General features: G+C 39.4%; 18 protein-coding genes. 9 read left to right on the top strand and 9 right to left on the bottom strand.

The genetic code is table 11. From position 1 onward, the window contains the following. The first annotated feature begins 20 nt into the window (after positions 1-20). The 3 genes from HMJ38_RS13045 to HMJ38_RS13055 all read left to right on the top strand — a co-directional run bounded on the left by HMJ38_RS13045 (position 21) and on the right by HMJ38_RS13055 (position 3,166). Entirely contained in the window at positions 21-635 is a 615-nt protein-coding gene (locus tag HMJ38_RS13045; protein ID WP_228780038.1) for a hypothetical protein, read from the top strand. Between the two features lie 129 nt (positions 636-764). Continuing rightward, positions 765-2,648 carry a CocE/NonD family hydrolase gene (locus tag HMJ38_RS13050; RefSeq protein WP_194974851.1) on the top strand — a complete coding sequence of 628 codons (1,884 nt, stop codon included), beginning with the start codon at positions 765-767 and terminating at the stop codon, positions 2,646-2,648. Positions 2,649-2,665: 17 nt separating this feature from the next. Then, a complete protein-coding gene (locus HMJ38_RS13055; protein WP_228780039.1) occupies positions 2,666-3,166 on the top strand; it encodes a hypothetical protein in 501 nt (166 codons plus the stop codon). Positions 3,167-3,269: 103 nt separating this feature from the next. Here HMJ38_RS13055 and HMJ38_RS13060 read toward each other — a convergent pair whose 3' ends face one another. Both HMJ38_RS13060 and HMJ38_RS13065 read right to left on the bottom strand, forming a co-directional pair. Beyond that, positions 3,270-3,863, bottom strand: coding sequence for a gluconate 2-dehydrogenase subunit 3 family protein (locus HMJ38_RS13060; protein ID WP_194974852.1), 594 nt, complete (start codon positions 3,861-3,863; stop codon positions 3,270-3,272). Between the two features lie 4 nt (positions 3,864-3,867). Further along, positions 3,868-5,574, bottom strand: coding sequence for a GMC oxidoreductase (locus HMJ38_RS13065; RefSeq protein ID WP_194974853.1), 1,707 nt, complete (start codon positions 5,572-5,574; stop codon positions 3,868-3,870). 343 nt (positions 5,575-5,917) lie between these two features. Between HMJ38_RS13065 and HMJ38_RS13070 the strand changes: the two genes are divergently transcribed. The 3 genes from HMJ38_RS13070 to rhuM all read left to right on the top strand — a co-directional run bounded on the left by HMJ38_RS13070 (position 5,918) and on the right by rhuM (position 7,104). Next, positions 5,918-6,136, top strand: a complete 219-nt coding sequence (locus HMJ38_RS13070) for a hypothetical protein (protein ID WP_194974854.1) — start codon at positions 5,918-5,920, stop codon at positions 6,134-6,136. 151 nt (positions 6,137-6,287) lie between these two features. Beyond that, positions 6,288-6,452, top strand: coding sequence for a type II toxin-antitoxin system RelE/ParE family toxin (locus tag HMJ38_RS25650; protein WP_317174523.1), 165 nt, complete (start codon positions 6,288-6,290; stop codon positions 6,450-6,452). A gap of 412 nt (positions 6,453-6,864) precedes the next feature. Beyond that, complete coding sequence (gene rhuM / locus HMJ38_RS25330; RefSeq protein ID WP_228780040.1) at positions 6,865-7,104, top strand: RhuM family protein; 240 nt, start codon at positions 6,865-6,867, stop codon at positions 7,102-7,104. Positions 7,105-7,223: 119 nt separating this feature from the next. Here the strand turns inward: rhuM and HMJ38_RS13090 are convergent, their stop codons facing one another. Together HMJ38_RS13090 and HMJ38_RS13095 are read right to left on the bottom strand one after the other, a co-directional pair. After that, entirely contained in the window at positions 7,224-7,556 is a 333-nt protein-coding gene (locus HMJ38_RS13090; protein WP_228780041.1) for a hypothetical protein, read from the bottom strand. A 31-nt stretch (positions 7,557-7,587) separates the two neighbouring features. After that, complete coding sequence (locus tag HMJ38_RS13095) at positions 7,588-8,874, bottom strand: PQQ-dependent sugar dehydrogenase (protein WP_194974855.1); 1,287 nt, start codon at positions 8,872-8,874, stop codon at positions 7,588-7,590. 524 nt (positions 8,875-9,398) lie between these two features. On the opposite strand from HMJ38_RS13095, the gene HMJ38_RS13100 reads away from it, so the two are divergent. Continuing rightward, complete coding sequence (locus HMJ38_RS13100) at positions 9,399-11,249, top strand: DUF4859 domain-containing protein (RefSeq protein WP_194974856.1); 1,851 nt, start codon at positions 9,399-9,401, stop codon at positions 11,247-11,249. 96 nt (positions 11,250-11,345) lie between these two features. Here the strand turns inward: HMJ38_RS13100 and HMJ38_RS13105 are convergent, their stop codons facing one another. After that, positions 11,346-12,062 (bottom strand): LytR/AlgR family response regulator transcription factor, encoded by a 717-nt coding sequence (locus HMJ38_RS13105; protein WP_194974857.1) that lies wholly within the window; start codon positions 12,060-12,062, stop codon positions 11,346-11,348. Then, complete coding sequence (locus HMJ38_RS13110) at positions 12,055-13,128, bottom strand: sensor histidine kinase (protein WP_194974858.1); 1,074 nt, start codon at positions 13,126-13,128, stop codon at positions 12,055-12,057. Before HMJ38_RS13110 ends, HMJ38_RS13105 begins: the two co-directional genes overlap by 8 nt. A 211-nt stretch (positions 13,129-13,339) precedes the next feature. Here HMJ38_RS13110 and HMJ38_RS13115 point away from each other — a divergent pair, with 211 nt between their 5' ends. Continuing rightward, a complete protein-coding gene (locus tag HMJ38_RS13115; RefSeq protein ID WP_194974859.1) occupies positions 13,340-13,771 on the top strand; it encodes a hypothetical protein in 432 nt (143 codons plus the stop codon). A 444-nt stretch (positions 13,772-14,215) separates the two neighbouring features. After that, on the top strand, positions 14,216-15,268 hold the full coding sequence (locus tag HMJ38_RS13120; protein WP_194974860.1) for a TolB family protein: 1,053 nt from the start codon (positions 14,216-14,218) through the stop codon (positions 15,266-15,268). Positions 15,269-15,538: 270 nt separating this feature from the next. Here the strand turns inward: HMJ38_RS13120 and HMJ38_RS13125 are convergent, their stop codons facing one another. From HMJ38_RS13125 to HMJ38_RS13135, 3 genes are all read right to left on the bottom strand, one after another. Next, the gene (locus HMJ38_RS13125) at positions 15,539-15,979 is read right to left on the bottom strand and encodes a DUF2214 family protein (RefSeq protein WP_194974861.1); all 441 of its coding nucleotides are present in this window, start codon (positions 15,977-15,979) and stop codon (positions 15,539-15,541) included. A gap of 112 nt (positions 15,980-16,091) precedes the next feature. After that, positions 16,092-18,719 (bottom strand): DNA gyrase/topoisomerase IV subunit A, encoded by a 2,628-nt coding sequence (locus tag HMJ38_RS13130; protein WP_194974862.1) that lies wholly within the window; start codon positions 18,717-18,719, stop codon positions 16,092-16,094. A 376-nt stretch (positions 18,720-19,095) separates the two neighbouring features. Further along, positions 19,096-21,000 carry a DNA topoisomerase IV subunit B gene (locus tag HMJ38_RS13135; protein ID WP_194974863.1) on the bottom strand — a complete coding sequence of 635 codons (1,905 nt, stop codon included), beginning with the start codon at positions 20,998-21,000 and terminating at the stop codon, positions 19,096-19,098. Positions 21,001-21,017: the final 17 nt, after the last annotated feature.

Below are 21,017 nucleotides of genomic sequence, written 5' to 3' on the forward strand. Positions count from 1 at the left end.
TTTCATTTGATAATAATCCTTTGATAAATAAAAGCTACACCCTGATTTCCCTTCTTATACTTGTTTTCCTGTCCTTAGAAGTTGAAGCGCAGCGATATGGATCAGCGGTGGGTATCCGAATGGGAAGCAATGACTTCAGTAGAACTTTTGGCCTTTCTGCCCAACAACGTGTTTTTAAGCATATCACACTTGAAGGAATTTTACAATCTGATTTTAGGAATAATTCAACAGCCCATTTGTTGGTAGAAGTACATCGGCCGATCATTTCCAAAAGATTCAATTACTATTATGGTGCGGGCATATCGGGAGGTTGGGAGGAAAGTTTTGTAAAGGATACAGAAAGCAAGCAGATCCTACATACTTACGGAAATGCGACTTCAGGAGTTGATATCATTGCAGGAGTAGAACTTACAATTGCCAATACTGTCATCTCTTTGGATTACAAACCAAATTTCAATTTGTCTGGGAGAGAAGAGTTTATTAGAGGTCAGGTTGGAATTACTGCAAGAATGGTTTTGGTAAAAAGCAAAGAGCAGGATAGAAAGCGTAGGAAAAAGGCAAGAGCCAAAAAAAGACAGCACAAAGAACCTATTGGTCAAAAATTCAAAAATACCTTCAATTTCAATTCTAAATAGAAACTTTTTTTATCCTATACAATTAATTAAGATAGGGATATTGACAACACTTTTCACCCATCTGAATAATATTTTCAAGCTTTTTAAAAGAATAATAATTAAACTAGGGTTTATTAAATGTTCCCCTAGATGAAAGCATTCAAAACCTTAGCATTATTGCTGTTGCTCCTGATCATTTCCGGTCAAAGTTGGGCACAGGAAAAAAACATTCTTGAGCAACTTCAGGAAATAGCCATTGTCGATCAAAAGGTCATGATGCCCATGAGAGACGGGGTCAGGTTGGCCACTGATATTTACAGGCCAAAGACAGACAACCCGGTTCCAATAATTTTTTCAAGAACCCCTTACAATTTCAATTCATACCGGGATGGAGAATTGGTGACTCGTACTATGCAAACCGCATTGGAAGCGGTTCAAAAAGGTTATGCTTATGTCGTACAAAATGAACGTGGAAGGTTTTTTTCAGAAGGAGAATGGGACATCTTAGGAACTCCATTAACCGATGGCTATGATGCCTTTACCTGGATGGCTGATCAAAATTGGAGTAATGGAAAAATCGGTACCATTGGTTGTTCCTCTACTGCTGAATGGCAAATGGCAGTTGCTGCGCTTAACCATCCTGCACATGCTGCTATGGTGCCCCAGGGATATGGTGCTGGTGTGGGAAGAATTGGAAAATATTTTGAGCAGGGAAACTGGTACCGAGGCGGTGCCGGACAGATGCTGTTTACTGCATGGCTTTACGGTACCCAACATGACCCCATGGCTCCAAAACTGCCTGAGGGAATCTCGCAGGAAGATTTATTAAGACTTCAGAAGTTTTATGATATGGCTCCAAGATATCCAAGGGTAGATTGGAAGGAGGCTTTGGCCCATTTACCTGTGCAGGATATCATCCGAAATGTTGATGGCCCTCAGGGGATTTACGAAGAAATGATCACCAGAAAACCTAATTCTCCGGAATGGTATAAAGGAGGGCTATTCCATGATGATATGGAATTTGAAAAACCTGCATTTTGGTTTGTGTCTTGGTATGATGTGGCTTCCAGTCCCAATTTGGCGATGTACAACCATGTCAGGGAAAATGCCAAAGATCCAAAAATCAGGGATAATCAGTTTTTGGTCATTGCCCCCACCCTACACTGTTCATTTACCCGGGCTACTGAAAATACCATCGTCGGTGAAAGAAGTATGGGAGATGCAAGATTACCCTACAATGACATGACTTATGCTTGGTTTGACTATTGGTTAAAAGGTGAGGCAAATAAGGTTACAGAAGAAATGCCAAAAGTCACCTATTTCACCATGGGGTCCAAAAAATGGCAATATTCCGATACTTGGCCTCCAAAGGAAGCACAATTGGTCACCTATTTTCTGGACAGTAAGGGCAATGCCAATTCAAGATTGGGAGATGGTAAATTGTCCACCTCAAAACCAAGCAAAGACAATCCCGACACTTTCCAATACGATCCAATGGATCCTGTGTCTTCTTATGGTGGCAATGTGTGCTGTACAGGAAATGCCGTTCAGGGAGGTGCATTTGACCAACAGGAGATGGAATTGAGAAAGGATATTTTGGTCTATACTACCGAGGCATTGACCGAAGGAGTTGAAGTAAGCGGATTTATTGAGGCCCAACTGTATCTTTCCTCTGATGTCAAAGATACTGACCTTACCATTAAACTCATTGATGTCTATCCTGACGGTACAGCTTATAACCTGGATGAAACCATTCAAAGAGTAAGGTATAGGGAAGGATATGAAAAAGAAGTATTTATGGAAACCGGGAAAGTCTATGAAATCAATATGACTCCCATGTCAACTTCCAATTACTTCGAAAAAGGCCATAAAATCAGAATTGAGGTTTCCTCTTCCAACTTCCCCCGATTTGATAGAAACCTGAATACCGGTGGCAATAATTATGACGAAACAGAAGGTGTAGTAGCAACCAATGCTATCCATCATTCCAGAAAGTATCCGAGTAGTGTTAGTTTGCCGATTGTTAAAAAGTAAATGGTTAAAGTCATGGCATGACTAGTCCCAAGCTTACCCAAAGTCTTGCCATGACAAACTATTATTCATCACACATGAAAAACAGACAACTTTATTGGGCAGGAGTCTTAACTGCCTTGATTTCCCTTACACATATTGCCATTGTGATTGGAGGGCCTGATTGGTATAGGTTTTTTGGGGCTGGAGAAGGAATGGCACAACTAGCTGAAGCAGGGTTGGCAAGTCCTATCATAACTACCTTAGGGATTGCCCTTATTTTGGGGATATGGTCACTTTATGCATTTTCAGGTGCAGGTTTGATTCGTAAATTACCTTTATTAAAACCTGTTTTGGTCATCATAACGTCCATATTCTTGCTGAGAGGTTTGCTTGGAATACCCCTTGTTATGCTTATTGACGATCCTTATTTTAATGAATTAAGAGATAAAATGGTTTTTATGGTTGTGAGTTCCCTGATATGTTTTGGGTTTGGGATGCTGTATGCCAAAGGGATTTGTAGGTTCATTTCTCATCCTTGAAATAAGCCAATTTGTAAACTTCAGATTAACGGGCATGTTTGACCTCGGTTTCTTTTATCTCGCATCTTCTGTCTTCTGTCTCCCGTCTCCTGTCTTCAACCCCCTACAAACTCCAAGTATTCCCCACTTCCGACAATGGAATACATCCACGGAATTCCCCTGGAATGGGATCATAACTCAGATGATTTTTTCCGATCTCCTCAGAAGTGAAATAACCCCAAAGTACCATAGATTTTAGGGAACGGTAAAAACCAACGGGTTTTTGATCTCCTACGGCTGTGCCCCAAACTTTTGGATTGAATTTGGCAGTTTCAGCTTCTGCTTTTTTTAGCACAGCCTTTTTATCTTCCTCACTCAATTCGGCAAAAACTTTTCCAAAACTTGCTTTGGTCTCAGCATTGAATTTATCAATTTCAGAGGCCATATTTTGCTGGGCTTTGGGATCATAAGTCTTGGCAATTACCAAATCCAGAAATATATCCGTCTTCACATCCAATCCCCCGGGTGTATCTGTCCTCGGCAAAATGGTATCTACAAATGCAGAAATAAACCTTGCTTGATCTTCAGAGAAAAAAAGCGGCTCCCATTCCAATCGGTTCTGTTGCTTACAGGATTGAAGTAAAGAAAACAAGGAAGGTGCCGCCATGGCGGACCCTGCCATCAATGCTGTTTTTCGTAGTGCGTTTCTCCTGTTCATATACTTAGAGGTTATTTTTCTTTAATTCTGAAACTGCGTGATTGGCCGCCCTTGCGGTAAGTGCCATATAGGTAAGGGACGGATTGACACATGATGAAGAAGTCATACAGGCACCATCTGTTACAAATACGTTTTTACAGGCATGTACCTGATTGGTGGCATTCAGAACAGAGGTTTTAGGATCTCTACCCATTCTTGCTGTTCCCATTTCGTGGATACCAAATCCTGGTTCATGCTCATTGTCAAAGTCTACAATATCTTTCAATCCCGCTCGCTCCAACATTTCTTTGGCATCGATTCGGATCTGTCTGTTCATGGCTTTTTCGTTTTCCTTAAATTCACAATCTATCGCCAAAGTCGGCTGCCCCCACTTGTCCAGGTTGTTTTTGTCCAGATAAACATGGTTTTCATGGTAAGGAAGACACTCTGCAAATCCAGTGATAAAGAATTCCCACGGTCCAGGCTTCATCAGGCTATCTTTGAAGTCTCCACCAAAGTCTTCCGAATTGGAACCTGCACCCCAACCGGCACGACCTCCTGAACCTTGATATCCAAATCCTCTCAGAAACTTGTCGGTTTTGGTTTTTTCGTCCAGATTGACATAGCGTGGGATATAAATGCCATTGGGTCTTCTACCCTTGTAATATTCATCTTCAAAGCCGTCCACAATTCCCATTGCTCCTACCCTATAAGTATGGTCCATCAGGTTATGTCCCAATTCACCGCTGTCATTGCCCAAGCCATTTGGAAAACGGTCTGAAGTAGAATTCAGCAAAATCTGTGTGGTGCTCAAGGTAGATGCATTGCAGAAAATAATCTTAGCATAATATTCAACCACTTCACTGGTTTCTGCATCGATGATGCGCACACCTGTTGCTTTTCCTTTTTGCTCGTCATAAATGACAGATTGTACAATGGAATAAGGTCTTATGGTCAGGTTACCTGTTGCATTGGCAGCTGGTAAGGTTACCGCATTACTGCTGAAATAGGCCCCATAAGGACAGCCGCGGCTGCAACGGTTTCTGTACTGGCAAACTCCCCTGCCGTTCAAGGGCTCGGTCAAGTGGGCCACCCTACCGATGATCATATGTCTTCCCTGAAATTCTTTTTCAATACGGCTTTTGACATGTTTTTCCACACAATTCAACTCCATGGCCGGTAGAAAATGGCTATCCGGTAAATGGGGCAAACCCATCGCTTCACCGCTGATACCCGCATATTTTTCTACATGGGTGTACCATGGTGCCAAATCATTGTATCTTATTGGCCAATCAACCCCATAACCATCCTTTGCATTGGCTTCAAAATCCAAATCAGAAAAGCGGTAACATTGCTTTCCCCATAGGATAGACCGACCACCCATCTGATGGGCACGGACCCACATAAAGGGCTTTACTTCTGTGTAGGGGTTTTCCAGGTCATTGGCATGAAAATGCTCTGTGTCCATTCCGATAAATCCGGAACGCATACCCACCTTGTGTTTTTCTTTCAACTCAGGGGTCAATGAACCCCTCAACTCGCTATCCCAAGGATCATCCATCATGGTGGGGTAATCTTTGACATGTTCTACCAACCTTCCACGTTCCAACACCAAGGTCTTTAATCCATTTTCACATAGTTCTTTGGCTGCCCAGCCACCGCTGATACCCGAACCGATGACAATGGCATCATAAGTCATGTCCTTTTTTGCATCAATATTAAAATTGGCCATATAGTTAAATTAGGTTTGAAGATTTCTGTTTTTGGAGATAAGCGTTTACTTCGACAAGCATGTTTACGAAATAAAGCCAAATTATCTCTCAGGTGAATTTTGAATCTGAAATTTAACTTTATTCTTTTTTATTTCAAGATTTTTTAAATAAATGGGGTAATGAGGGGTTAATTAATTTGATGTAAGTATAAAGCTAACCATGGAGATGCATTCAGATAATATAACCCGGTTTAAAATATTCGTATATTTGAAAACAACTTATGTTAAGAATTTATATTGAAAACTTGAATCTACTGAAAAATACATTTTCAAAACCTTCATTTACATAAAATCAAGCTACCCAATGAAAGTTACATTAGAGATCAATGACAATAAAGCTGCGGCATTTATCAATTTTATAAAAAGTTTGGATTTTGTACATATCCATAGTGAAGAAGATTATAAAGAACCTACTAAACAAGAGATTATTGAAAGTATTAGACAGGGAATGAAGGAAGTACAACTTCATCAAGAAGGAAAAATAAAGCTTCAATCTGCAAGGGATTTTCTCAATGAGCTTTAAAGTAATTACCACTTCAGACTTTAAAAAGAATTCTAAGAGATTGATCAAAAAATATAAGTCCCTGAAAACAGAATTATTGGAATTGATCACATCTCTTGAAAAAGAACCAACACAAGGATCACCTTTAGGGTAAAATTGCTTTAAGATTCGATTGGCTATAAAATCAAAAAGCAAAGGTAAATCCGGGGGTGCAAGAGTTATTACTTGTGTCAAATTGGTGAACAACTTTGTTTACCTGCTTACAATCCACAGCAAATCTGAAAAAGATAATATCTCAGATAAAGAACTCACAGACCTAATTGATGGAATCGAGTAAATATGCTCTGTTTCTATCATTAATTTATCGGTATCTGTCATATTGATATATTTTTTTGAAATTCCTCGCATTGTATAATTACATTCTTTACTACAAGCCGAATATTCCGGTTGCAATTATTAAAGCAAAAAGGTCTTGGAAACCCTTCTTGAAAAGTATGCTGACGAAGGTGTAAACAACATTGAAAGCACGGATATCCTAAAAGTGAAACCCCTGACAGATTACGGTTAACCGTTGGAAATCATTTAACAATTTGGCAGCAAGGCCAAATACGTTGAAGCAATTAAAGAATAGGAATTATATTAAACGAGGACTTAATTAGTTCGGAAATCTTCATATACCAATCCGAAGACGGCAAGACAGAATACAAACCCGCCTTGAAAACGAGAGGGTATGATTAACCTAAGAGCAAATGAGCGAACTCTTTCAGCGCGAAAGGAGTGTCATTACAAAGCAGATTGGAAATGTTTTTAAAGAAGGTGAACTTGAAGAAAAAAGCAATGTGCAAATTTTGCACATTGGTGGTTCTGACAAGCGTGTAAAATATTATAATCTAGATGTTATCATCTCAGTTGGTTTCCATGCAAAATCCCATCGAGGTACCCAATTCAGAATTTGGACCACACAACGTCTTCGTGAGTACATATTATAGGCTTCACGATGAACGACGAGTTGCTCAAAGAAGACGGTATAAATAAGTAATACCCCCAGGATTCAACTATTTGGTCTAAAAGGGCTCAGATGACCGAAAACAAATTGTGTTTTAACCCCCTACTCCCTCTCAAGATCTTCATTTCCCTCACCGCCAAGGCTATAATGGTTATTTTCCTCATCTTCACTGCCTCTTCGCTCCTGTGCATCGTCCAATTCACTACCGGGGATATCAAGGTCTTCACCGGCAAAATCAACTTTTCGTTTTCTCCGTAATAATTCTTCATCATCCCCTCCATCCATACTTAGTCCTTTTGGTCCAAGAGCCTTTTTGTCCTCCGGAGTGATTTCATATTCTTTATCGGGATTTTTTTCCTGTAAGCGATCTATGCTTTCTTTAGCGGCTTTTTCCTGATCTTCAGTTGGTTTCGTATTCTTGTTTTGATTGCTCATGATATTTTGGTTTTTTTTGGTTATTGAATTATTATTCTGTCTTACGTGACTTATTAGATACGGTTACTTTCCATATTGTGTTTCCTGTATCGTCATTGACCAGGATAGATCCGTCAGGCAAAATGGCAACACCTACAGGTCTGCCATATACTTCTGATTTTTCACGGTCGGCAATAAATCCTGTTAGAAAATCTTCGGGCTCACCGGGTATTCCGTTTGAGAAGGGAACAAAAAGCACTTTAAACCCACTTAGTTCGGATCGGTTCCAGGAACCATGTTGACCTACGAAAGCACCTTTTCGGTATTTTTCAGGGAATTTATCGCTGTCATAAAAAACCAATCCCAATGAGGCTGTATGATTTCCCACAGGTACATCTGGAATTATGGCCTTTGCAACAAGATCCGGTCTCATTCCTACCATGCGGGAGTCTTCGATCTGTCCGAAATAGGAAAATGGCCAACCATAAAAACCATCCTTTTCCACACTGGTGATGTAGTCCGGCACAAGCTTATCTCCCAATTTATCGCGCTCATTGACTGCGGTCCATAATTCACCTGTTGCGGGATTCCAGTCCATTCCAACAGGATTCCTTAGTCCCGATGCATAGAGCACTTCTCCGCTTCCATCAGGATTGATTTCCAAGATGCAGGCTCTGCGTTTTTCTTCGTCCATTCCATGTTCTCCATTGTTGCTGGCCGAACCCACAGATACATATATTTTACTTCCATCTTCATTTGCCAAAAGATTCCTTGTCCAATGGTTATTGTATCCACCTGCGGGGAGGTCCAGGATTTTTTCTCCATCAGTTTCCAGTTTAGTTTGACCTTGCTGATATGGATATCGATATAGACCGTCGGTATTGGCAATGTAAAAGTATTCCCCCAAGATCAACATTCCGTAAGGTTGGTTGAGACCTTCAATAAAAATTTCCCGCGTGGCATAATTGCCATTTCCATCCTTATCCTGAAGTATGGTGATCCTGTTTGCACTGTTCTCGGTATTACTCTCAACTACAAAGAGGTCACTGTTTGGCCCAACATAAGTGATACGTGGATTATCAAAGTCCCCGGCAAATTTGGTTACAACAAAACCCTCAGGAGCAGTAGGAAGACCCTCAGAAGGCCAATCCACTAGTTTGCTTTCATTGCGAACTGACTCTGTAGAATACGGTGGAGGAAGAACCAATGGGCCAATAGCTGTTTCCACAGTATCCGCCTCCATCTTAGTATTGTCATTTTTTTCTTGACTGACTGCCCTTGGAGCACAAGATGCATAGATCAGCAAAAAAAGTAATATTGGCAGTATGAAATTTTTCATGGATAAAGTTTTTATTGAAAAGATATTTTCGTTTCTCTCTTTGATTAGATAGAAAAAAACAATTTAGATTGAAACCAATTCAATCACCTTTACATAAGGAAACGCAACAAATGATCCAAAAACAACTTACTATTATCAAATAGGCAGCATGAAGCCAATATGGCTTACATAACAATTTTAGAGGGTTAAGGGTCTGCTCTTTCAAAAAAACATGGGTAATCACTTGACCACAGTTTGTGGTGAAATTTGGCTGATTTGTTGCCATCAATAAAGGTGAGAATTCATCTGTTTCTTGGAGCATCTCACATAGTGATAGCCATCATAGATTTCTATGCGCTCTTTTTCACCTTATTTCAGCACGCCATTTCCTAAATTTTGAAAAAAACTTGAGGTAATGAATCCACAACAGGAACCTTCCATCCTTTATGTTAAAGGACTATAAGCATCCGACAATATTGTATTATCATCCCCTTTAAAAATTTACCTAGTTTTAAATCTTTCAATCAAAATTGAAAATAAACCATATGATTAAACTCTTTTTTAATTTGCTATACACAAAGGGACTTGGTCTTTTCACCGTTTTGCTTATAGGTTTTCTTCTGATAAGCTGTTCAGAAAAGGAATCCCCGAATGGAACAGGAATTCCTGAGACTGATGACCTCCAAATTTATGTCCCTAAAGAATTTTCAGGAATGGATATGTCCAATAGCTCCAGTACTTGGAGTTATCAACGAAGCAGGCAGTCCGAGCACTTTATTGTGTTTTGGGACAAAAGATATGGGGGAAATGATCCCAATTCCACTGAAGTTCCTGAGTTTTATCGTGTAAATATTGATGACCTATTGGCCAAAGCAGAGACATACTATGATCTTAATGTCAAAGATCTTGCCTTTGCCAAAAAAGGGATTGGGGAATCCAATCTCGATAAATACAAAATGATAATTTTTTTGTATTATCAAGAAGAATGGATGGCTTACGGATCCGGATATGATGATGTGATCGGGGCGCTCTGGATCAATCCAGCCACATGCAAACCAGTCGGATCTGTAATTGCCCATGAAATCGGTCATAGTTTTCAGTATCAGGTCTACTGTGACCTAAAAGGAGGAAGTGGTTTTCGATATGGTTTTGGAGGAAAAGGCGGCAACGGCTTTTGGGAACAGACAGCACAATGGCAGGCCTTGCAATCCTATCCGGAGCAGATTTTTACCACCCATGACTTTCAGGTTTATAGCGAAAAATACCACAGACATCTATGTCATGAATGGTATCGTTATGCCAGCTATTTTATTCATTACTATTGGACTGAAAAGCATGGAATAGATTTTATTGGGGAGTTGTGGAGAAATGCGATTGAACCGGAAGATCCGATTCAGGCATATATGAGATTGACAGGGATTTCTGTTGCGCAATTCAATGATGAAATCTATGAAGCAGCCAGTAAAATGGTCACCTGGGATATAACTGGTTTAAAACAATATGGTGCTGAATATATAGGTAAACAGCAATTTAATTTTAAAACATTGGAAGATGGAAGCCATCAGGTGACTTACGATTTTGCACCGGGTACTTCAGGTTATAACGTGATTCCACTCGAATTTCCCGAAGGTGGCGGAACAGTTTCAGCCAATTTTACCGGACTGATCAATGCTCCTGGCTACAATCCTATGGCGGACCCAAGCAAAGCCGGATGGAGATATGGCTATGTAGCACTTCTTGAAAATGGAAATAGAATTTATGGGGATATGAATCATGGCACTGAAGGCCTTGCCAGCTTTGATGTTCCCCAAAATTGCAGCAAACTTTGGTTTGTTGTGACAGGTGCACCAAATACTTATCAGCCCCATGCTTGGGATGAAAATGAATCCAATGATGAACAATGGCCCTACAAGGTCCAATTTAACAACTCTAAAATTTCCGGATTGGTAGACTTTCCGGTTGACGCCAAACCAAAAGACCTGAGCTTAAACTTTGACATCAGCTTCCCTGTCAGCGATGGCTATGACGGTACTTCTATTACTTTGGATAAGCATGATTTGTCCCGGGCCTTTGTTTTGCAGCCAAATGAGATCATCAGCAAGTTTGGAGAAAGCATTCTGTTTTTTGGAGTTGAAAGTGACGGAACACTCAATAGCAACACCACAGCAAATGGATTTGGACACTGGTTTGATGCCAATGGTAATATTTGTAACTGGGGTACTGAGGCGGTCATCTTTTCAGAATATAACGAAGATACATTTACCTTCAATGTTGGTCAGTATCCGGGCCACAGTCGTAAAGGAGATACTTTCAAAATCAGACAGGCGCTTGTATATACCTATTCACCCGGCCAATCAGTTCAGGCGACGATAACATTCAATATCTCTATTGAGTAAAAGTCACCAACGATACACTAACCTTGGATTTCAATCCATGGAAAAGCTGGATTGAGACAGAGACAAAGTACCGTAGGTATTATGCATTAGTTTCTCTCAATGCTTTTCCAACCTTTCCAACACCCCTGCTTTATTTGTTCTGCCAATGGGTAAAGTTTTACCTTTCACTTCCACATATTCATGGGTATAGGAGATGACATTCCGTAAAGCCACAATGAAGGACCTGTGTATACGGATAAAATGCTGAGAAGGGAGCTTTGATTCAATATTGCTGATGGTTTCCCGTGTGATGATTGTTTCGGTGGTGCAATGGATTTTGATATAGTCACTGAAACTTTCAATATAAATGATATCTGAGAAGTCTGTTTTCACCATTTTCCTATCTGCCCTTACAAACATAAAATTGTCAGGAATTAATATAGGGTCTTCTTTCAATTTATCCTTTTTGATATCGTAAACCTCAAAATACAAATTGACAGCTTTGAAAAGTCTTTCGAATGAAATCGGTTTTAAAAGATAATCCACAGCCTGCAAATCAAATCCATCAATCGCATACTCTCGATAAGCGGTAGTGAAAATAATCTTGATGTCTTTGGTGATGGATTTTGCAAAAGACAAGCCTGAGATTTCCGGCATGTTGATGTCAAGAAAAATCAAATCCACTTCCTTCTCATTGATAATGTTAAATGCTTCCACAGCTCCCGAACAGGACGCTACTATTTGAATCCTCTCTATTTTTGATAGGTGAGCATTAAGAATATCCCGGGCTGTCGGTTCATCGTCAACTATCAAGCATAACACTTTATTATCCATTTTTCTTTGGGTTTTGATGATTTAAGATCAAATTGATTTCAAACCATTCTGTATCTTCAGAAACTGAGAATGTGTGATTATCCGGATATAATAACTCCAGTCTTTTTTGAACGTTTTTCAATCCTATCCCCTTTCCTTCGGTCATTTGGGTTTTTCTATTTGAATTTTTCACTGAAAAACGTATCTCATTACCCTCAGTTTTTAAACTAATAAAAATCAGCAACTTCTTATCCGCCCTATTGCCATGCTTAAAACTGTTTTCCACAAAAGGAATCAGCAGCATGGGTGCTATATCAATTTGGGGATCAATTTTAGGAATGTCCAGATCAACCTTTAAGGTATCCTTGAAACGGATTTTTTCAAGCTCAATGTAATCTAGGATATGCGCAATCTCATTTGCCAAACTTACTTTGGGTTTATCAATTTGGTACAGTAAATAATCCAAGAGATTGGATAATCTTAAAATCATTTCAGGGGTTTCTTCAGATTTTTTCAATGCATAGCCATACAGCGTGTTCAAAGTATTGAACAAAAAGTGTGGATGGATTTGCATTTTTAGATAGTTCAGCTCTTGTTCCTTGAGTTTGAGTTGGGCAAGCAAGACCTTGTTTTCCAAATCCTTGTTCTTTGCCACAGAAGAATAATTATGCTTCAAGAGTGTAAAGGCACTGAATAACAAAACCACCAAATAAACTGCAACCATAACAAAAATCAGGCTTTTGCTCAATGGCATCATTTGATTGTACTGTAGCGCATTCATAAAAATCAGACCATAAAATATGGAAATGACAATGGCATAGGCCGAAAGGATAAGGGTGTACAAACTATACCAGATAAACTTCAGGTATTTTTTTGGCAGAAGGTATCGGGGAATTAACAAGTAGTTGACTATGTAGGTTGTGCCGATGGTTACCGGCATCAAAAAGGCAGAGAATGAATTGGGATTGGGTATCAATCCTTTACTTTCTTCGAAGAAAAAAGTAAAAAACACAAAAACTCCCAGCCAAAACAAAGTATGAGGTAAGATAGTGTTGAAAAGATATTTTAAGATGGTAGCGACTTTCATGAATAGCAGGACAATATCTGCATATTTTCAAAAATACCTATCTTACTGCGATGAACAACCAATTTTTCGCCTTCAATGACATGGTGGAAGCAGGCATTGGAATTCAACGTGTTAATGTGGATAAAATAAGCTGAGAATCAGTAGTTGGTCTCATAAATAAAAATGAAAGCTGAAATGAGGATAGGTTTGATCCATCATTAAAAAAAAAGTTATGCAATTATCCATTAATCAAATTGAAGGAGGAAGAGGTTTTTTCTCAGTGTTGTTTGCAAGGATGCAAGAAGGGGGCATAGTCATTATGTCCATGATTTTCATTTCAGGAATAATTATCCTTTTTCTGACTTTCAGAAGCCTGTTTTATCTGAAGAACAAAAACCCAAGGTTGAATAAAATGATCATTCTGATCAATTCCATTGGTTTGTTTGCTTTGGTAGCCGGCGTATTTGGGCAACTTCTTCAACTTATCAACACCTTGGATTACTTGGAGTTCAAAGATGGTGTAGGAGTTGGAGAACTCGCATCAGGATTGAAATTCACTATTTTGTCAACACTATTCGGCTGTTTGATTTTATTGATCAGTCGTTTCATTACCATTGTCCTTAATTGGTTGAAACCCCATCAAACGGAAACAGATACCCTATGATGGAAATCGCGAGAAGTGCTTTAATGGCTTCCAAAAATATGTATTTGACTTATATTCATTACTTCATTGATACATATATTCTGCTGTGTTAGTCTTTGGAAATAATCACCAATAATAATCAGGTTCTGAGATATTTTGATTTGGCAAAGTCATGAACTTGGGTGGGTCCAAAACTTCATCTCTAAAAACTTGATTATTAATATCATCCCTGCCACAAAAGGAAATCGACAATATTAGGAATTCAAAACGCAAGATCTAGAAAACCAATTTTAGACCGAAAAGGATTTCACTAGAAATGTCTTTTCGGTTTTTTTTATTTTTTGACTAAACAGTCATTTTTTGGTCCAGATTTTATATCCAAGAATTTGGAATTATATTTAACCTTAAGGCAAACTCCTTGGAAAGGTTTATAGATGCTGACTTATAATCATAAAAATAAAACCTATGAAATCGGGAAAATCAGTAATAATTATTGGCTTTTTTTTACTTCAATTGATGAACCGAGCAAATGCTCAGACAATTGAAAGCTTGATGGATGAGCTTCCTCCTTACTTTTCTGTTCTAACCACTTGGGGAGTAAGACCTGAATGGGATGAGAAGTCGGAGAATATCTATTTTTTAAATAAACTGGTTGGTGATGTATTCAAGATAAATATCATGACAAGAGAAGTATCACAGGTAACCTCTGGTTTTTACCATGGTGGCATTCATAGGGTCTTATGTTTATCCAATGGAGACTTATTGCTCGCCATGGGGTCAAATATTTTTGATGCGACCAACCCTGAAAAAGATAGACACGCTGGACTCGGATTATACGTCCTCACTAAAGATAATCCCAATAACCCCTATCCCTTAAATGCTTTCTGTGATGAAGGTCCTGCGGTTTCAAAAAACAGCATGAAGATAGCATGGACTCTTGAGGGTCAAAGGGAAATAAAAACAGGTGAAATTTATTATGATGGAGGTATTCCTCATTTAAAAGATGAAGAAACGCTTATTTCCTACAGGGATTCTTCAGCCTATGTCAGGCTTGAAACACAGGATTTTAGGCCACCATTAAACGAAGAACTGATTTATACCCATTATTGGGGGGATGAAAAAGATCAATACTTTAATTCACAGGTGTTCGGATTTAATCTAATTACTAAAAAGACAACAAAGTATACTGATATTCCAAAAAGCTATAATGAGGCAGAGGGTATTTTCCCGGATGGAAAATTTATGGTCATTGAAAGTGACCGCCATCAACCTATGGAAGAAAGAAACAAATATAAGCTTGACATATATAAATTAAAATTGGATGGTAGCGGGGAGGTTGAACGTTTGGCTGACTTTTCAACCAGATATTTCAATGTGATCAAGTCAGATAATCCCGTGGTGAATAATAAAGGGAATATGATTGCCCATCAATTTGGATTTCAGAAAGGTGCAGGAGACGGAAAAGGTATTTTTCTGCTAGACCTAGAGGAACGTGAAAAGTTTAAAAAGAAGAATTAATATTTAATAAAAAGATTGCCACAGAAATAAAAGAAGACCTATAGTTAGGAAAAAAGTCAAGTTGGTGGAATATATTGCTGATGACTTCATTAATCCTTTGGACGCTTTTAATGATTACAAAAAATGAAATACCTTACTGACACGCATATTCTGCTGTAGTTTTGCCCAAGCGAAGTCAAAATCTTTGGAAATGATAATAAATGATAGTCATGTTCTGAAATATTTTTGATTGTGTAAATGCATGAAGTTAGTTGGTAAAAAACTTCAGCTCTAAACCCCTATCCCCTTTGCCATCATCCCTGCCAAAAAGGGGATAATCAACAACAATAACAGCTCAAATCGCAACATCCAGAAAATCGATTTTGGAACAGTAAGTTCTTCAGCAGGATCTCCTTTTCGGTTTTTGATAAAATAAACTGTCGGATAAATAGAGAGGATACCTAGGATTACCAACAAGGCCAACTTAGTGTGGAAAATCGGATTATTACTGTAAAACTCTGTTGGCTTGCCATAACCTCCAAGCCAAAGGGTCAATCCTGCAGCCAAAAGAATCAAAACCGCCAAACCATATACCCCATCCACTTTGGACAAACGGTCGATTTCAGCCCTTGTCAAGGTCTTTTTCAGCAACAGGTGCTCAGCCACAAGCGAACCCACTATTGCAAAAATACTGATAAAGTGGACATAGCGGAGGAGGATTTCCAGAGTCATGGAGGTTGGTTTTGTTGTGAGTGATGCCTTTTACGTTTAAAGGACGGAAGACCGAAGACGGGAGACGGAAGTTGGCATGGATTTCAGAATTTTCCCTTCACTCCTATCTCAACTAAAATAATCCCAACTGATCCTTATCCTCCTCGTCTTTCTTAACCTTGAATTCAACTGTTGAACCTATTTCCAAGTCATCATCTGTTTCTGGAGAATCAGCTTCTGATGCTGTGGATTCTTCTTCGGTTTCTTTTGGTTCTTCTTGAATGAGGTTGATTTCTAGAATTTGATGGGAAGAAAGTTTATTTCCTATCGCTTTCCAACCTTTGACATCGATCAGCATGTCCAAATCGTATTCCTGTTCTTCCTGATCTTTGCCTTTTTGTAAAATGACTTTTACCTGAGGCTGTTTTTCGGTGGAAACCAACTTGAGGAAGGATTGCTTGTGGTCGGAGATGATATTGAATTTCTTATTGACAGAAGTAGTTTCGATTAAGAAACGTTTGACAAAGTAAGTTTTACTGCCACCATCATAGTAAATGGCTGATAAGGTCTTTTCAGGATCAAATTTTTCAATCAATAGTACATTTCCAGACTCATATCTGTTTGTCAATTCAAAGGTAGTCAGTTCGTAATCTCCGTTTTTATAGAAAACCACGATCCTGTCTTCACCCAGAAAATTACCGATTTTTTTACCCCTTTGGTCCGTATTCAGTCTTCCAATAGAAGGATCATAAAATATATCGAGACCTCCCAAGGTGGAAACTCCCTCCATTTTTAATTGAATTTTTCTTACAGGATATTTGGTCAGGATATTGCCACCTGCTGCCCGTCCTTTGATCTCTATGGTGGCGAAATCAAAATCAAAGACTTTAACTCTTGCCTTCGCCCCTTGGGTGAGATAAACAGTTACAATCTCTGCCTCTCCATTTGCGTTGGCAGTCAAGTAGAGTGTTTTGGAGCCTTTAGTCCCCTTAGTCAGGTCATATTCCCTATCCCTCGTGACTGCTAGGACCTGAAACCTTTTCACCATAGCCTTTCCTGACCCACCATCGAGATAAATCAGGTTGTAAACCATCCGCTCATCGCCTTTTCTAAATACGGCTACATGAAGGATGTCTTTTCCTACAAAGCCCTTTTCCTGGATTCTGGTCACTACACAAACACCATCCTTTCGAATCACAATGATGTCATCCAAATCAGAACAGTCACAGACAAACTCATCTTTCTTGAGTCCATAACCCACAAATCCGTCGGTCCTGTTGACATACAGTTTGGCATTATTTGCAGCTACTACTGTCGCTTCAATGGTATCGAAAGCCCTGATTTCGGTCTTCCGCTCTCTGCCTTTCCCGTATTTATCCAGAAGGTTTTGGTAATATTTGATGGAATAATCCGTCAGGTGCTTCAGGTTGTAATTGACTTCTTTCAACTCTTCCTGAAGCTTGCGCATCAGTTCATCTGCCTTGAAAGCATCAAATTTTGAGATCCTTTTGATCTTGATTTCCGTAAGGCGGACAATATCTTCGGTAGTGATCTCTCTGTAAAAATCGGGCTTAAATGGCTCTAAGCCCTTGTCAATCGTCTGTATAACAGCATCCCAAGTTTCACATTCCTCAATATCCCTGTATATCCTGTTTTCAATAAAGATTTTTTCCAAGGATGAGAAAAGGAGTTTCTCCATCAATTCCCCTTTCCGGATTTCAAGTTCCCTTTTGAGAAGATCTTTGGTCTGTTTGGTATTGTATTGAAGAATATCATTGACCGAAAGGAATACAGGCTTATCCTGAATAATCACACAGGCATTTGGCGAAATGCTGACCTCGCAGTCTGTAAAGGCATAGAGTGCATCGATGGTCATATCCGGAGATTGTCCCGGTGCCAATTGAATCTGAATCTCTACATCTTTGGCGGTATTGTCCACCACTTTCTTGATTTTGATCTTGCCCTTGTCGTTGGCTTTGATGATCGATTCAATCAAAGAATTGGTTGTCGTTCCAAATGGTATATCCTTGATTAACAAGGTTTTATTATCCTCCTCCTCAATCCTTGCACGAACCTTAACACGACCACCCCTATGGCCTTCATTGTACTCCGAAAAATCGGCAAGTCCTCCTGTTGGGAAATCCGGAAACAGATAAGGCCTTTCCCCTTTCAGGATTTGAATCGAGCCTTCAATCAGTTCAATAAAGTTGTGGGGAAGGATCTTTGTTGATAATCCTACAGCGATACCCTCTACTCCTTGGGCAAGCAATAATGGGAATTTAACCGGCAAGGTAATCGGTTCACGTTTCCTGCCATCATAAGACAATTGCCATTCGGTAGTCTGTGGATTGAAGACAACTTCTAAAGCAAACTTAGAAAGCCTGGCTTCAATATACCGTGAAGCTGCTGCCCCATCTCCAGTACGGATATCACCCCAGTTACCTTGGGTTTCGATCAGCAATTCTTTTTGTCCTAGATTGACAATGGCATCACCGATTGAAGCATCACCATGGGGGTGGTATTGCATGGATTGACCGATGATATTGGCTACTTTATTGAAGCGGCCATCATCCATCTCTTTCATGGCATGTAGAATCCTGCGCTGTACGGGTTTCAGACCATCTTCAATGGCAGGTACTGCCCTTTCCAAAATCACGTAGGAAGCATAATCCAAAAACCAGTCTTTGTACATTCCCGTCACGGGGAGTGACTCGTGCAGGGTTTCGTCATTTTCTTCCGGGGTATTGTTAATTTCGCTCATTTAATGTTGATATATCTTTGTGATCCCTTTTGGTGCCATGAAAGTTCGGTTTTTTTGGCAATAGACGGAAGTCCGAAGACCGAAGATGGGTAAATTCAATGTTTTTCTAAATTTAAATTAGATTAGTTATCATGCTTTGACAGATCATATTCTTTGATAAGAAGTACTCAAAATATTTCATATAAAGTGAAATAATGGTAATAATTTCACTATTTGTGAAATATAAATCAATTTGTCGATCAGGCCACTATTATGCAATTGGGCATTTTAGACCTGTCAGGTCTTGTTTTTTTATACTAAGAGATTTTGAACCAGATTCAAAGTTAAAGACCTTCGAGGTTTTGAAAACCTCAAAGGTCTAACCTGAAAGTTCTTCCTAAGCTGCTTCACTCTCCTCCTCTGCTGTGGCTTGATTGACACTTGGGTCATCGTGGACGATGTCTTTTTCTATTTTCAGGTTATCGATTATAAAAACCTGTCGGTCGGGAGTATTTTTTCCCATATAGAAACTCAAGAGATCAGCAATCTTGGTTTCCTTTTTGAGAATAATAGGATCCAAACGGATTTCCTCGCCAATGAATTTCCCGAATTCTCCAGGTGAAATTTCACCCAAACCTTTGAATCTGGTGATTTCGGCAGTTTTTCCCAGTTTATGAATAGCCCTTTGACGCTCTTCGTCCGTATAGCAGTAGATGGTCTCTTTTTTATTCCTCACTCTAAAAAGGGGTGTATCCAAAATAAACAGGTGGCCGTTTTTTACCAAATCCGGAAAAAACTGAAGGAAGTAAGTCATAATCAGCAAACGGATATGCATCCCGTCCACATCAGCATCTGTAGCAATCACTATTTTTCTATACCTGAGATTTTCAATCCCATCCTCAATATTCAATGCATGTTGAAGCAAGTTAAATTCCTCATTTTCATAAACCACCTTTTTGGTCATACCATAACAGTTCAGTGGTTTTCCTCTTAAAGAGAATACTGCCTGTGTCTGCACATCCCTTGATTTGGTGATGGAACCGGAGGCAGAATCACCTTCTGTAAGGAAAAGCATAGTCTGATTTCTGGCTTCTTCATTGGCCTTGGGGTCATCATAATGTACCCGGCAATCCCGAAGTTTCTTGTTATGAAGATTGGCTTTTTTGGCCCTTTCATTGGCCAGCTTCTTAATTCCGGATATTTCCTTTCTTTCTCTTTCTGATTGCAGTATACGCTTCAACAAGGCATCAGCGGTAGCAGAATTTTTGTGCAGGTAATTGTCGAGTGCAGTCTTGACAAAGTCATTGACAAAAGTTCTCAGCGTAGGCCCATCAGGACCAATACTTTGTGAACCCAATTTGGTCTTGGTCTGAGATTCGAAAACAGGTTCCTGAACCCTTACAGCAATGGCTGCAACGACACTTTGACGGATATCAGAAGCATCATAATCCTTTTTATAAAATTCCCGAATAGTTTTGACAATTGCTTCTCTGAAAGCTGCTAAGTGAGTTCCACCCTGCGTCGTAAACTGCCCGTTGACAAAGGAGTAATATTCTTCCCCATATTGATTGCTATGGGTCATAGCCATTTCTATGTCTGTGCCTTTGAGATGAATGATGGGGTATCGGGTACTGTCTTCATCTACTTTCCTCATCAACAGGTCATACAGACCTCTTTCTGAGAAAAACTTTTTTCCGTTATAATTGATGGTCAGGCCTGCATTCAAAAAAGCATAATTCCATATCTGGTTTTCCAGGTATTCAGGGATAAAATGGTAATTTTTGAAAACAGATGCGTCAGGAGTAAATATGATTTTTGTACCGTTTCTTTCAGAGGATTTTTCAACTTTTCTGTCATCCTTCAAAATACCTTTTTCGAATTCCGCAACCTTGGTCTCTCCTTCTCTATAGGATTGAACCTTAAAGTAATCGGAAAGGGCATTGACAGCTTTGGTACCCACACCGTTCAATCCAACAGATTTCTGAAAAGCTCCTGAGTCATATTTTCCACCAGTATTGATTTTGGAAACACAGTCTATGACTTTTCCCAAAGGAATCCCACGTCCATAATCCCTCACTTCTACCCTATGTTCAGATATTTTGATGTCTATCGTGCGGCCATAGCCCATCATGTGTTCATCAATACTATTGTCAAGAACCTCTTTGACCAAAACATAGATACCGTCATCCTGTGCACTACCATCTCCAAGTTTCCCGATATACATACCCGGCCTTAGCCTGATATGTTCTCTCCAATCCAATGATTTGATGCTGTCCTCGTTATACTGAACGTTTTCTGCCATGTATTTAAGTAATGATT

The organism is Aquiflexum lacus (genome assembly GCF_015476655.1).
Classification (GTDB): Bacteria; Bacteroidota; Bacteroidia; order Cytophagales; family Cyclobacteriaceae; genus Aquiflexum; species Aquiflexum lacus.